The organism is uncultured Ramlibacter sp. (assembly GCF_936925435.1).
Classification (GTDB): domain Bacteria; phylum Pseudomonadota; class Gammaproteobacteria; order Burkholderiales; family Burkholderiaceae_C; genus Ramlibacter.
Map to the genome: position 1 here is coordinate 116,270 of NZ_CAKZHQ010000002.1, position 13,833 is coordinate 130,102.

Here is a 13,833-nt window from a genome sequence, read left to right on the forward strand (position 1 = left end):
GCAGGCCGGGTTTTTCCGACCTCGCCGTTTGTCAGCGCAGGAGTTTCCATGTCCACCACCTCTTCCACCAAGCCCGCAGGCCCGGGTTTTGTCCCAATGGCCCGCGCCATGACCATTCGCGCCAGTGCAGCCATCCTGGTGGTGACCTTGGCGCTGGTCGGTGTGTTCTATGTCATCTCCGCGGCCGCCCAGCAGCGCAGCGCCGCCCTGTACGCCAATGCCAAGGCCCAGGCGGTCGCCCAGTCGATGGACGTGTTCGACATCTCGATGCGCCAGTTCGCCGAAAGCGCCTATGGCCTCTTCCGTGCCCAGTTCGCAGCCACCCTGGAACTGACCGACCCGGCCGAGGGCATCCTGAGCAGCAATGGCGGCCGCATCAATGAAAAACTGGCGGAAGTGGACAGCTTCTCGCGCGACTTCCCCGGCGGCAATGCCACGGTGTTTGTCGCCCAGGGCGAAGACTTCCGCCGCGTCACCACCTCGGTGAAGAAGGAAAACGGCGAGCGCGCCATCGGCACGCTGCTGGACCGCAAGAGCCCGGCCTACGCCGCGCTGAGCGCCGGCAAGCGCTATGTCGGCCGCGTCACCCTGTTCGGCAAGCCCTTCATGACCCTGTACGACCCGGTGCGCAACCAGGCCGGCAAGGTTGTGGGCGTGCTCTACATCGGCCTGGACATCTCCAAGCAACAAGCGCTCTTTGCCGAGACGGTCAGCAGCAGCCGCGTCTTCGACACCGGCGGCCTGTACGTGGTGCAAACCGGCAGCGAGCCGGCGGCCGCCACCCTGGTGCTGCATCCCAGCGCGGCGGGCAAGAAGCTGGCCGACGTGCTGCCGGCCGCGCAGGCCGCCGACTGGGCCACGCGCCTGGCCGGTGCCGACAACTTCTGGCTGGAAGACGCCCCCGCGGTGCTGAGCGCCGACGGCAAGCGCCATTTCGCCTCGGTGGCCAAGATCACCTCCACCGGTTGGCTGGTGGTGGCCGAGATGCCCCGCGCCGAAGCCATGGCCGGCCTGGTCCGTCAGCTGGCCTGGCTGGCCGGCGTGATCGCCGCAGTCGCCGTGCTGCTGGGTGCCGGCCTGATCATCAGCATCCGCCGCACCATGCAGCCGCTGAGCGCGCTCAGCGTCAAGGTGGAGGCCATGGGCAAGGGCGACTTCACCCAGGCGTTCGCCTCCACTCGCCGCGACGAGCTGGGCGTGATCACCCGCGCCATCGAGGCTATGCGCCTGAGCCTGGCCCATGTGGTGGGCAACGTGCGCCAGGCCACCGACACCATCGCCACCGCTTCGGGCGAGATCGCCAGCGGCAACCTGGACCTGTCGTCCCGCACTGAACAGCAAGCCAGCTCGTTGCAGCAGACCGCCGCCTCCATGACGCAGCTGACGGCGACGGTGCGCAAGAACGCCGACAACGCCCGCGAGGCCAGCACGCTGGCCACCTCCGCCTGCGACATCGCCAGCCGCGGCGGCAACATGGTCTCGCAGGTGGTCGGCACCATGGGATCGATCAATGCCTCCTCGCGCAAGATCGCCGACATCATTGGCGTGATCGACGGCATCGCCTTCCAGACCAACATCCTGGCGCTCAACGCTGCTGTCGAAGCAGCGCGCGCCGGCGAACAAGGCCGCGGCTTTGCGGTTGTTGCCAGCGAAGTGCGCAGCCTGGCCCAGCGCTCCGCTGCGGCGGCGCGCGAGATCAAGGAACTGATCACCGACAGCGTGGACAAGGTCCAGACCGGCAGCAACCAGGTGGACGAGGCCGGTCGTACCATGGGCGAGATCGTCGAGGGCATCCAGCGCGTCTCGGCCATCATCGCCAGCATCACCACGGCCAGCCAGGAGCAGAGCGAAGGCATCCATCAGGTCAGCGAGGCCATTACCCAGATGGACCAGGTCACCCAGCAAAACGCCGCCCTGGTCGAGGAAGCCGCAGCGGCCACCGGCTCGCTGCAGCAGCAGGCCGGCAGCCTGGTCGAAACCGTCAGCGTGTTCCGCCTGGCCCCGGCGCACTGAGTCCGCCGGGCAACGCGCCACGCAGGCGCATTGCCCGGCTACCATGGGGGTAGGCATTCATCCAATCCACCATGGCAACCTTGTCCCCCCTGCGCCCGCTGGACTTCCTGGCCGGCGGCGGCGAAATGGGTGCGCTGATGCGCATCCGCGACTGGCGGCTCTCGCCCATCGGCGAGCCGCGCAACTGGCCGCAAAGCCTGAAGACCGCCGTGCGGCTGCTGCTGTCCAGCGGCCACCCCATGTTCATCTGGTGGGGCCCGCGGCTGGTCCAGTTCTACAACGACGCCTACCGCCTCTCGATCGGGCCGGAGCGCCACCCTGGCGCGCTGGGCCAGGAAGGCCGGGCCTGCTGGGACGAGATCTGGCACATCATCGGCCCGCAGATCGAGCAGGTGATGAGCGGTCGCGGCTCGACCTGGCATGAGAACGCCCTGGTGCCCATCACGCGCAACGGCCGGCGCGAAGACGTCTACTGGACCTACAGCTACAGCCCCATCGACGATCCGCTGGCGCCCACCGGCGTCGGCGGCGTGCTGGTGGTGTGCACCGAGACCACGCAGACCGTGCAGGCCTCACGGCGGCTGGCGCTGGAGCGCGAGCAGTTGGCCCAGCTGTTCGAGCAGGCGCCCTCCTTCATGGCCATGCTGCGCGGGCCCGAGCACCGCTTCGACCTGGCCAACCCGGCCTACCTGCAACTGGTGGGCAACCGGCAGGTGGTGGGCAAGACCGTGGCCGAGGTCCTGCCCGAAGCCAGCGAGCAGGGCTATGTGGCGCTGCTCGACGAGGTCTACCGCAGCGGCAAGGCCTACACCACGACGGGCAGCAAGTTCTTGCTGCAGCAGGGGGCTGGCGGCCCGACGGTGGAACGTTCGCTGGACTTCGTCTACCAGCCCATCAAGGACTCACAGGGCCAGGTCACGGGCATCTTTGTCGACGGTGTCGACGTGACGGACCGCCACGCCGCCTGATTTTTACCCGGGCTTTATTGACATCCAATTTTCATCCGGGTAATAATCGCCCGGATGGATTCCACGTACACCGCCTTCCTGGGCAGCCGCCGGCTGGCCACCGGCTCGCTTGCCGAGGTGGCGCGCGCCGTGGCGCAGGCAGTCCAGCAGGACCCCGGCCATGCGCCGCTGCTGGTCTTCGACGACGCCAGCGCCCGCACGGCCGAGCTCGACCTGCGTGGCACGCCAGACGAAGTGGCGCAACGGGCTGAGCAACACAGCACCGCAGGCCCCGCGCCCGAGGCCGCCGCGCCAGCCCCGGCCACACGCGGCCGGGGCCGCCCCCAACTGGGGGTGGTGGCGAGGGAGGTGACCCTGCTGCCGCGCCACTGGGAATGGCTGGCCCTGCAGCCAGGCGGCGCCTCGGTGGCCTTGCGCAAACTCATCGATGAAGCGCGCAGGACCAGCGCTGCGCAGGACAGCGTGCGCGCCGCGCAGGAGCGCAGCTACCGCTTCCTCAGCGCCATCGCAGGCAACCTGCCCGGCTTCGAGGAAGCGCTGCGCGCGCTGTTCGGCGGCAAGGGCGAGAGCTTCGCCGCCATCACCGCGCCATGGCCCGCCGACGTCCAGGCCTATGCCCGCCAGCTCGCCGCCCCAGCTTTCGCAGGCTGAACAGAACGACTTCCCGAAAACCACAACAACACAATGACCGCAACCACCACAACCACCACCGCTGCGCCACCCGCGCGCCCGCTCTGGCGCAACTTCCTGACCTTTCTCGTGCCCATGGTGCTGGCCAACATCCTGCAGGCCCTGTCGGGCACCATCAACAACGTCTTCGTCGGCCAGATGCTGGGCACGCAGGCGCTGGCCGCGGTCTCGGGCATGTTCCCCATCGTCTTTTTCTTCATCTCGCTGGTGATCGGCATCGGCGCCGGCGCCTCGGTGCTGATCGGCCAGGCCTGGGGCGCGCGCGAGCTGCACAAGGTCAAGGCGATTGCCGGCACAGCCATCGCGCTGGGCCTGGGTCTGGGCCTGCTGGTGGCCCTGTTCGGCGGCACCTTCACCGAGGCCCTGCTGCGCGCGCTGGGCACGCCAGCGGACGTGCTGCCCATTGCCATCGGCTACGCCCGCGCCATGATGCTGGCGATGCCGGGTCTGCTGGTGTTCATCCTGGTGACGCAGCTGCTGCGCGGCGTGGGCGACACGCTGACGCCGCTGTATGCGCTGCTGCTGTCCACCGCCATCTCCTGCCTGCTGACGCCGGCCTTCATCCGCGGCTGGCTCGGCCTGCCGCAGCTGGGCGTGACCAGCGCCGCGGTGGCGGCCATCATTGCCTTCGCCGCCGCCCTGGCCTTCCTGGCCTGGAGCACGCTGCGCCGGGGCCACGCACTGGCGCCGGACCGCGAACTGCTGCGCGCGCTGCGCATCAACCCGGCCATCCTCAAGCTGGTGGTCAGGATCGGCCTGCCCACCGGGGTGCAGATGATCGTCATCTCGCTGGCCGAGATCGTGCTGCTGTCCCTGGTCAACGGCTTCGGCTCGGACGCCACGGCTGCCTATGGCGCGGTCAACCAGGTGGTCAACTACGTGCAGTTCCCGGCCCTGTCGATCGCCATCACCGCCTCCATCCTGGGCGCGCAGGCCATCGGCGCCGGCCACCCTGAGCGGCTGGACGCGATCACGCGCACCGGCCTGAAGATGAACCTGGTGCTCACCGGCACCCTGGTGGTGGTGGGCTACCTGTTCTCGCGCCACCTGATCTCCGCCTTCGTCACCAGCGCGCCGGTGCTCGAGCTGGCGCAGACCCTGCTGCACATCATGCTGTGGAGCAGCGTGGTGTTCGGCTTCGCCTCGGTGCTGGGCGGCGTGATGCGCTCCAGCGGCACGGTGCTGGTGCCCACCGCGATCTCGATCTTCTGCATTGCCGCCATCGAAGTGCCCTCGGCCTGGCTGCTGAGCGGCCACTTCGGACTCAACGGCGTATGGATGGCCTACCCCATCACCTTCGTCGCCATGCTGGTGCTGCAGGGCGCCTACTACCAGCTGGTCTGGCGCAAGAAGAAGATCGTGCGGCTGGTGTAGCGGGATCGCGTGGGGGCTCTCTTCACGCAGAGCGCGCCAGCCGCAGCTCATTGCTGCCCTGGCTGGCGCCGCTGCCGGGCACCTGCTCGGCGACGCGGTCGCTCACCTGCGCCAGCTGCGCAGCCAGCTGCTCGTCGGCATCGGGCCCGCTGCCGATGAAGGCGCCCTGCGTCAGCGTGATATGGGCTGCTTCAAAGCCGCCGGCGCCGGCGCACAGCGTGGTGCGCGTGGGCGCGCCCTCGCTGGCCAGCACCAGCATGGCGGGCACGACCGCAGCGGGGCCGAAGGCCTGCAGCATGTCGGGCGGGAACAGATCTTCGGTCATGCGCGTGGCCGCCGTGGGCGCCAGGCAGTTGACGCGGATGCCGTGCTTGTCGCCCTCGATCGCCAGGGTCTGCATCAGGCCGACCAGGGCCATCTTGGCGGCGCCGTAATTGCTCTGGCCGAAGTTGCCGTACAGGCCGCTGGACGATGTGGTCATGACGATGCGGCCGTACTTGCGCTCCTGCATCAGCGGCCAGACGGCCTTGCAGCAGTGCACGGCGCCCATCAGGTGGACGTCCAGCACCAGGCGGAAGTCGGCGATGTCCATCTTGGCAAAGCTCTTGTCGCGCAGGATGCCGGCGTTGTTCACCAGGATGTCGACCTGGCCCCAGGCATCCACGGCCTGGCGCACCATGGCCTGCACGGCATCGAAGTCTGTGACCGAAGCGCCATTGGCGATGGCCTGGCCGCCGGCGGCACGGATCTCGTCCACCACCGCTTGCGCGGCCGACACCGAAGCGCCCGAGCCGTCCCGGCCGCCGCCCAGGTCGTTGACCAGTACCTTCGCGCCGCGTGCCGCCAGCGCCAATGCGTGCTGCCGGCCCAAGCCGCCGCCCGCGCCGGTGACGATGGCCACCCGGCCCTTGAAATCCAAAGCCATTGGAAAGTCTCCGTCTTTTTGAAAATCAGTTGGCCAGGGGCTTGGTCAGGTAGACCGCTTCCTTGCCGATCACCACGCTCTGTGAGGGCATGAAGATGGTGCAGTCGTCCACTGGCGCGCGGATTTCCTCCGGGCCGTTCACCGCGATCAGCTCGCCCTTGGCGAAGGTCTCGAAACCGACCACCGGCCGCGCGAAGCGGAAGTCCAGCGACTGGATCACGTGGGTCTCGAGCAACTCGAAGCGGCGCTGCGGGCCCGGCGCCGGCCGGGCCGGGTCGGCATCGATCAGGCCGAAGTGGGCGATGAAGTCCAGCGCCACGCGGGTCGCCAGGTCAGCGGCCGACTGCAGGAAATGCTGGCCGCACTCGACCACCATGGCCGCGCCGGCGCCGCTGTCGGCCAGGCCGTGGCGGCCGTGCTGCACCAGCGGCGTCCCCGAGCCCAGGCCATTGGGCATGACCAGGTGCACCGGCGGGCGGCCGATGGCCAGCGCCACCTGGGCATTGCGCGAAAAGGCCGGGTAGACCCAGAAGGGCACGACGTCCTGCGAGGTCGAGTGGATGTCCAGGATGTGGTCGGCAGCGCTGACAACCGGCCGCAGCAGACGCGCGCGCTGTAGCTCCGGGCTGTCTTCAGTGCCTTCGAGCTGTTCGGCACCCCAGACGCGGTTGAGGTTGTGCACCAGTTGGCGGCTCTTGAAGGGGTCTTCGATGTCGAAGGACTCGTAGGCCGCAACGTTGGCGAAGCTCACCGTCAGCGTGCCGATCTTGGGCCGCACACCGCTGTCCAGGATATGGGTGGCCGCCACCATGCCGCAGATCTCGTTGCCGTGCGTGAGCGCATTGACCAGCACGTGCGGGCCGGGTTTGCCGGACTCGAAGCGGTGCACATAGTCGACACCGGTGTTGCCCTGGCGGTAGGCCGAGAGGTCGCGCGGCAGCACTTCAAAAAGGGGGGAGGAGGTGGGCATGGGCGCCTTGGTATTGGATTTGCTACTCTTTTAATAGCAACTCAAGACCATTTGACGGGGGCTTGAGGGCTAAACATCTCCAAGTGTAGCGCCTGGCCAGGGAACGGCGCGGGTCGGAAATTGAGCACTTAACTCCTCATCCATTGAGGTGAAGGCAAATATGAAACTTCTTGTTACTATTGCGCCGCAATTGCCAGAAAATCAATAAGACCGCCCAGGGACAGGGCAAGGGGATTCTTCATGAGCTTGATGAGCCGCCTGTTTGGCACGCCGCATTCCGCCGCCTCTGGCGCGTCCCCGCCGCCGAACGCGCGGCCATCGCAGGCGCCCGCGACATCGCCATCGGCGACGCGCAAGGAGTTGCTGCGCGTGGTGCTGCGCGACACCCTCATCAAGCATGGCATTCCCAGTACCTGGATCGGCGCCGAGATGCTGGCCACCAGCGGCGGCGGCCGCGAACCGGGCATGCACCTGCGCCTGCTGGTGCGGCATTGGGACCCGCGTCTGCTGACGTACAGCGTGGCCTTCCAGAACAGTTTGCGCCAGCGCATCGCGGTGTTCGATCCGACCGCGCTGAACTGGTTTTCCGGCCTGTCCTGGCAGTTCTCACTGAGCGATGAATCGGCCTGTCCCGACATGCCCAATCCCCTGCTGTGGAGCACGACGCCGCACGACAGGCCCGTGGAGCCTGTCCCGGCCACAGCCGCGGCGGCCCCGGACAGCGATGCCCGGGCCGAACTCGAGCGCCTGTTCGCCCAGGCCGATGCCGACCGCGCTTCGACCGCCGCCCCGACCGCCGCGTTCGCCAGCACCGAGCCGGCCGGCCTGCGCTGAAGCCGGGCACCGGACCGGCATCGGCCTGCGCCATGCCGTGACTTATCATTCCCTGGCCTTGCCGACCCCTGCGTCGGCGCCGGCCCAGGAACATGCCCGCAACGACCGATACCAGCGAGTCCGACCCGCCTTCTCCCCGACGCCGGCGAACGCTGTTTCCGACCGCCAAGCTGCGCGGCCGCCACACGCTGTCGATGAACGCGATGCTGACCCTGCTCGTACTGGCCTCGGCGGCGCCACTGATCGTCCTGCTCGGCTGGGGCCTCTACCGTGCCACAGCGCATGAGGCGAAGATGGCCGAGCGCCTGATCCAGTCCACCGCCGATGACCTGGCAAGGGACACAGACACCGTCATGGCGGAGCAAGCCCGTGCCGCCACCATGCTGGCACGCCGGCCCGCGTTGAGGCAGCTCGATCCGGCCAGATGCACGGGACTGTTTGAGGACTCGCTGGCGGTGCGGCCCGGCCTGCTGGACATCGTCACCACCGGCGCCAAGGGCCAACTGGTCTGCCGCGGCCATCAGCCGGCAGGCGCGCCGGCGCCGCTGGCGCAGGCCGACTGGCCCCTCCTGGCCGGCAACAAGACCAACGTGATTGGACCGCCGCAGACCTACCTCGATGGCGAAGAGCTCACCGTGCCCAGGGCGTTCCCATTGCTGGATGCGAACGGCGCGCTGGCCGGATCGGTGCAGATGGTGATGCGCCTGAGCGCCCTGCGCACGCTCGTGCGCAGGGACCTGCCTGATGGCGCCGTGGCCCTGATCTTCGACAGCCGGGGCTACGTGCTGGCGCGGTCCGCCGGCGAGGAACAGTTCGTCGGCAAGCGCTTCCCCGACAACATCATCATCCGCCACGCACTGAAGCACCAGGCCAGCCAGGCCACTGCCCACGGACCGGATGGCATCGAACGGCTGTATTCCTTCCGGGCCATTCCCGGCACAAGCTGGTTCGCTGCTGCCGGTGCGCCGTTGGAGGCCGTCTACGCCCAGGCCCGCAGCCGGGCCTGGCAGCTGGGCTTGATGGCCATCGGTGTGCTGGGCCTGTCGGGCCTGCTGGTGCTGCTGGTGGGCCGTCGCATCAGCCTGCCGATGCGCGCACTCACCGAGACCGCAGAGCAGGTCGCCCGCGGCCAGTTCCACCATCGCGCGCCCGTGGCCGGGCCGCGCGAGATCGCCGAGGTGGCGGCCAGCTTCAACGACATGCTCGACCGCATCCCGAGCATCGAGCAGGAGCTGCGCGACAGCGAGGAGCGCCACCGCAGCCTGGTGGAACTGTCGCCCGACGGCATCCTGGTGCAACAGGTCGGGCGCATCGTCTATGCCAACCCGGGCTTTCGCCGCATGTTCGGCCTGGCGCAGAACGCCTCACTGGAAGGCCTGACGCTGCGTGGCCTGGCCGAGCCGGGATCGTCGCGCGACCTGCTGGCCGCAAGGCTGGAGAAGCTGCGCGACGAGCCAGGCACCACCGACCCGGTCGAGCTGGTCATGCGCAGCAGCGACGGCAAGCGGCTGGAGGTCGAGCACGCCGGCAGCTCGGTGCGCCAGCAGGGACAGATCCTGGTGCAGTCGCACCTGCGCAACGTGACGGCGCGCAACGAGGCCAGGCGCGACCTGCAGCTGGCCAACGAGCTGCTGGAGACGCGCATCCGCCGCCGCACCGAAGACCTGCAGGCCACCAACGAGGCGCTGGGCGCCTTCAGCTACTCGGTGGCGCACGACCTGCGCGCGCCGCTGATGTCGGTCAACGGCTTCGCCCAGCTGGCGCAAGCGGCCGTGAACGCCGGCGACGCGGACAAGGCCAGCTCCTACACCCAGCGCATCGTGCAGAACACGCGCTCCATGGGCCTGATGATCGACGGTTTGCTCAAGCTCGCCCGCTCCGGCCGCGGCGGCCTGGACTACGAGAGCGTCGACATGCAGGCCATGGTGCGCGACGTCGTCCAGTCCCTGGGCTCGCCGCCGGGCATCGTCATCGAGGCGCTGCCGCAGGTGCCGGCCGACGCCGCGACCATCCGCCAGGTGTGGGCCAACCTGGTCTCCAATGCGGTGAAGTTCAGCGCCAGGCAGGCGGTGCCGGACATCCGCATCGGCTGCCGCACCGAAGGGGCCGAGTGCGTGTTCAGCGTCCGTGACAACGGTACGGGCTTCGACCCCGATACCGCCGACAAGCTGTTTGGCCCGTTCCAGCGGCTGCCGGGCTCGGCCGGCTTCGAGGGCACGGGCGTGGGCCTGGCCATCGTCAAGCGCATCGTCGAGCGGCATGGCGGCCGCGTCTGGGCCGAAGGCCGGCCTGGCGAAGGCGCCACCTTCTACTTCTCGCTGCAGCACACGCGCGTGGCCTGAGCCTCAGAGGTATTTGCGCCAGAGCGAGTTGGAGAACTTGCCGGCCGGGTCGACCCGCTGCTTGAGAGCGCGCAGCCCAGCGGCCTCGGGATAGGCACGGTCGAACTGCTCCCTGCTGGCATGCATCTGGTACGGCAGGTAGTAACGGCCTTCGTGCAGCAGGGCCAGCTCGACCAGCTCGCGGGTCCACTCGCCCACTGCCGCCATGGCGGCATCGTCCGTGCGTTGCTTGTAGTACAGGACAAAGGAGAACACCTCTTCCCGGGCCCAGGGCAGCAAGGCCACCGCATCGGCCGGCGAATGCCGGACCGAGACATTGACCGCCTCGACCTGGCGCCGCTGCAGCAATGGACCCATCTGGCGCGCGAAGCTTTCGAAGCGCCGCCGCGGGATGAAGTACTCCTGCAGCACATAGGTGGACTGGCGCCGTGACCGCGGCTCCAGCTGCGCCACATCCAGGCTGGCCTCGTGGTTTCGCCAGACCACGGCCTGCTTGCCGTACACCAGGGGATCAACCACCGCCTGGCGCAGCTTGCTGCCCTTGGGCAATTCGGTCATGGCCCACAACGCGGTGCGCTCCTTCGCATAGTCCACGCCACGCGGCACCAGGCGGGCCGGCTCGGTCAGCGCCTTGTCCGAGCGGCGCCAGGTGACTGCGACCGGCGCATCGAAAAGCGGTGGCGCCAGGTCGGCGTTGTGCAAAATCGCGGCGCTGTCGGCGGCGACTTGCGCGTCGAAGAAGGCCAGATAGTCCTGCAATGGCATCCGGTCCACCCGGCGCTCGATCTTCTCGTTGCGCGCCAGCCGCAGCTCCACCTCGGTGATCACGGCCAGGGCGCCGTAGCCACCGATAGCGGCACGGAACAATTCGGTATTGTTGTGCGGTGTCGCCTCGACCAGGGAGCCATCGACCAGCATCAGTTGCAGCGCAGTGACGGAGTTACCCACCGGCCCATTGCCGACATAGCGGCCATGGGCGTTGACCGACACCGAGCCGCCGATGCTGAAATTGGAATAGCTTTGCATGGTCTCGACGGCCAGGCCCAGCGGATCGAGAACGTCCTGCAGGTCGCGCCAGCGCATGCCGGCCTGGACCCGCACCATGCGCTGCGCCGGCCGGACCCACAACAGTGCATTCATGCGGCGCATGTCGACGTGCAGGCCGCCTTCGATGGCCACCTGGCCGCCCATGCTGTAGCGACCGCCACCCACCGCCACCTGGCCGCGCCAGGCGATGGTCTGGGCAGCCAGCTCCATGACGCTGGTGGGCACGGCGATGCGCGCCACCTGGACGGTGTAGAGGCCGGTCACGTTGGCCACCTGCAGCGGCGGTACGGCCAGCAGCGCCGCCGGTGCCCCGGCCAGCAACCCGGCGGCCGCCAGGGACTGGCACAGAAAGCTGCGGCGGGAAAGGTGGGCGGGAACGCTCATCGCCCCGCAGGTTAGCAACTGCGCCGGGCGGCCGGCGCTTAACCGAAGAGGCCCGCGATCACGTCGACAACAAGCGCCGACTGCGGTGACAGCAAGAGGATGTCGTTGCCCACCCGCACATAGCGGTAACCCACCGGCACGGGCTGCAGTTGCACCAGCACCGGCTGAGGCACCGAGTACCAGACCACGTCGTGCGCCAACGGCTGGCCCATCGCCCACTTCTTGGCCTGGCCGGGCGGCAGGCAACCATTGTTTTTCTTGGCCAGGCCGGGCGGGCAGCTCTTGCCCTGCGGGTAAGCCTGGACGTAATAAGTGCGGGCCACATTCCGGTCATGGTCGTTGAAGAACGCGCCCTGCTTCACATCGTGGCTGGCGTGCTTGTCCGCCTTGCCCTGCTTGTCGTGGCCTTTGCCATTGCCATTGCCATTGCCATTGCCACCCTTCTCAGCCAGCGCCGGGCCGGCAGCCAGCAACACCGCGGCGGCGATGGCGATGGTGCGTTGCACCAGAAGAACACAAGACATAGGGAATCCTTGGAATAAAGACAAGCGGAACTGTCGCGCCGCGGCCGCGGCCACGCTGTAGGAGAACCGCGCGAAGCTCCGTTAGACAGCAGCCAATGCTGGAGCCACGGCAGCGCGCGACAGCCCCAGCCGCTCGGGCGCGATGTACTGCTGACGGTAGATCTCGAAAGGCATGGTGTCGCCGGCCTCGATCTCCTTCTGGTCGGCGATCGACTGGGCGCTCATGGCCGCAAACCGGGCCTGCTGGCCGGCGCCCATGGGCAGGGACAGCAGCTTGGCGCGGGTCTGCGTCGACTGCGCGATGCCGAACTCGCGGAAGGAGTTGTCGAAGTCCCTTGCCATCACGGCCAGCACCCGGGCCGAGGGCAGGAGGTCGGGCTCGTCCAGCAGGGCCTGGGCGCCGCGCAGCGCATCGCTGTAGTCGCTGGTCTGGTGCGCCGCGTCCAGCGCAGCGGCCACCGGTGCGAAGGCCTGCAGCAGCTCAGCCCCCCAGGCCGTGAGGCCCACCTCGCCGTCGCCACGCTCCAGGCGCAGGCCCGGCTCGCGCCCGTATGCGGCGGTCTTGTGCTGGTTGCGCCCCATGCGGGCGATTTCCTGCGGCGTGTCCGGTGGGCTGTCGGCCAGGAGACAGTGCAGCAGGAAGATGTCCAGGAAACGGATGGTCTGCGCCTTGATGCCGATGGGCACGAAGGGGTCCAGGTCCATCAGCCGCACTTCCACGTACTCCACGCCGCGCTCGCGCAGCGCATGCAGCGGCCGCTCGCCGGGCTTGATCACGCGCTTGGGGCGGATGGTGCCGTAGAACTCGTTCTCGATCTGCAGCAGGCTGGTGGCCAGTTGGTTGTAGTCGCCACCCGGGTTGCGCACGCCCACCGCCTCATAGGCCGCATAGGGACGGGTCAGTGCCTCGTGCAGCGAGGCGGCATAGCCGTCCAGCCCGTTGTAGCTGACTGCCAGGCTGGCCTGGGCGTCGCTCTGGTAGCCCAGCCGGCCCATGCGCAGCGAAGTGCCGTGCGGCATGTACATGGTGCCGGCCGACAGCTGCTGGAGCTCGTGCGTGCGCCCGGCCACGAAGGAGGAACAGGTTGCCGGCGAGGCGCCGAACAGGTACAGCAGCAAGAAAGCGTGGCGGCGGAAGTTGCGGATCAGCGCGAAGTACTGCTCGCTGCTCACCTCGGGCAGCGACCAGTTGTAGTGGATGCCCGAGATGGTCTGCATGCGCCGGCCATAGCGGTGCGCCAGCCCCATGCGGTAGACGCTCTTGGCGCGGCCCACGTTGGAGGACCCGTAACGGCCGATCGGAATGGTCTCGTCGGCCGGCAGGTTGCTGGGCATGGAACTGACCCACAGCATTTCCTCGCCCAGCGAGCGGGCGGTGAACTGGTGCACCTGCAGCAGCTCTTCCAGGCAGGTCTCGGCCGACGCATGCACGCCGGTGATCAGCTCCAGCTGCGACTCGCTGTAATCGGTGGTGATGTTCGGGTGCGTCAATGCCGAACCCAAAGCCAGGGGGTGGGGCGTCAGGGCCAGTTCGCCGGCGGCTGTCGCGCGCAGGCTTTCCTTTTCGATGCCGCGTCGGATGGCTTGCAGGCGGCTGGGATTCAAGGCGGCGGGCGCGACTTGCAGGTTGCTCATGGGATGTTCTGGCGCCGGTCGTTTCGGGGATTCTGGGGGCGAAAGTTAACACCTTTGCGCAAAACCCGCTGGCAGCGCCCCATTAGGGCCCTCGGCCTGGCCCAAACGCGCAAAGCTTGCGCACAAT

11 protein-coding genes are annotated in these 13,833 nt (G+C 68.3%); 6 read left to right on the top strand and 5 right to left on the bottom strand.

All coding sequences use genetic code 11. From position 1 onward, the window contains the following. The first annotated feature begins 48 nt into the window (after positions 1 to 48). The 4 genes from Q0632_RS00635 (at position 49) to Q0632_RS00650 (ending at position 5,045) form a co-directional block, all read left to right on the top strand. A complete protein-coding gene (locus Q0632_RS00635; RefSeq protein WP_298923284.1) occupies positions 49 to 2,013 on the top strand; it encodes a methyl-accepting chemotaxis protein in 1,965 nt (654 codons plus the stop codon). Positions 2,014 to 2,084: 71 nt separating this feature from the next. After that, positions 2,085 to 2,981, top strand: coding sequence for a PAS domain-containing protein (locus tag Q0632_RS00640; protein ID WP_298923286.1), 897 nt, complete (start codon positions 2,085 to 2,087; stop codon positions 2,979 to 2,981). Between the two features lie 54 nt (positions 2,982 to 3,035). After that, complete coding sequence (locus Q0632_RS00645) at positions 3,036 to 3,632, top strand: DUF2239 family protein (protein WP_298923287.1); 597 nt, start codon at positions 3,036 to 3,038, stop codon at positions 3,630 to 3,632. A gap of 33 nt (positions 3,633 to 3,665) precedes the next feature. Then, positions 3,666 to 5,045 (top strand): MATE family efflux transporter, encoded by a 1,380-nt coding sequence (locus tag Q0632_RS00650; RefSeq protein WP_298923289.1) that lies wholly within the window; start codon positions 3,666 to 3,668, stop codon positions 5,043 to 5,045. 22 nt (positions 5,046 to 5,067) lie between these two features. Here the strand turns inward: Q0632_RS00650 and Q0632_RS00655 are convergent, their stop codons facing one another. Then, positions 5,068 to 5,970 (bottom strand): SDR family NAD(P)-dependent oxidoreductase, encoded by a 903-nt coding sequence (locus Q0632_RS00655; RefSeq protein ID WP_298923291.1) that lies wholly within the window; start codon positions 5,968 to 5,970, stop codon positions 5,068 to 5,070. Between the two features lie 25 nt (positions 5,971 to 5,995). Further along, positions 5,996 to 6,940, bottom strand: coding sequence for a succinylglutamate desuccinylase/aspartoacylase family protein (locus tag Q0632_RS00660; RefSeq protein WP_298923293.1), 945 nt, complete (start codon positions 6,938 to 6,940; stop codon positions 5,996 to 5,998). A 240-nt stretch (positions 6,941 to 7,180) separates the two neighbouring features. Here Q0632_RS00660 and Q0632_RS00665 point away from each other — a divergent pair, with 240 nt between their 5' ends. Then, positions 7,181 to 7,774 carry a hypothetical protein gene (locus tag Q0632_RS00665; RefSeq protein ID WP_298923294.1) on the top strand — a complete coding sequence of 198 codons (594 nt, stop codon included), beginning with the start codon at positions 7,181 to 7,183 and terminating at the stop codon, positions 7,772 to 7,774. A gap of 92 nt (positions 7,775 to 7,866) precedes the next feature. After that, positions 7,867 to 10,116 carry an ATP-binding protein gene (locus Q0632_RS00670; protein ID WP_298923296.1) on the top strand — a complete coding sequence of 750 codons (2,250 nt, stop codon included), beginning with the start codon at positions 7,867 to 7,869 and terminating at the stop codon, positions 10,114 to 10,116. Positions 10,117 to 10,119: 3 nt separating this feature from the next. On the opposite strand, the gene Q0632_RS00675 is transcribed toward Q0632_RS00670, so the two are convergent. The 3 genes from Q0632_RS00675 to gshA form a co-directional block, all read right to left on the bottom strand. Continuing rightward, positions 10,120 to 11,547: an FAD-binding oxidoreductase gene (locus tag Q0632_RS00675; RefSeq protein WP_298923298.1), complete on the bottom strand. Its 1,428-nt coding sequence runs from the start codon at positions 11,545 to 11,547 to the stop codon at positions 10,120 to 10,122. Between the two features lie 38 nt (positions 11,548 to 11,585). Further along, positions 11,586 to 12,071, bottom strand: coding sequence for a hypothetical protein (locus tag Q0632_RS00680; RefSeq protein ID WP_298923300.1), 486 nt, complete (start codon positions 12,069 to 12,071; stop codon positions 11,586 to 11,588). Positions 12,072 to 12,152: 81 nt separating this feature from the next. Continuing rightward, a complete protein-coding gene (gshA, locus tag Q0632_RS00685) occupies positions 12,153 to 13,706 on the bottom strand; it encodes a glutamate--cysteine ligase (RefSeq protein WP_298923302.1) in 1,554 nt (517 codons plus the stop codon). Between the last annotated feature and the right edge of the window lie 127 nt (positions 13,707 to 13,833).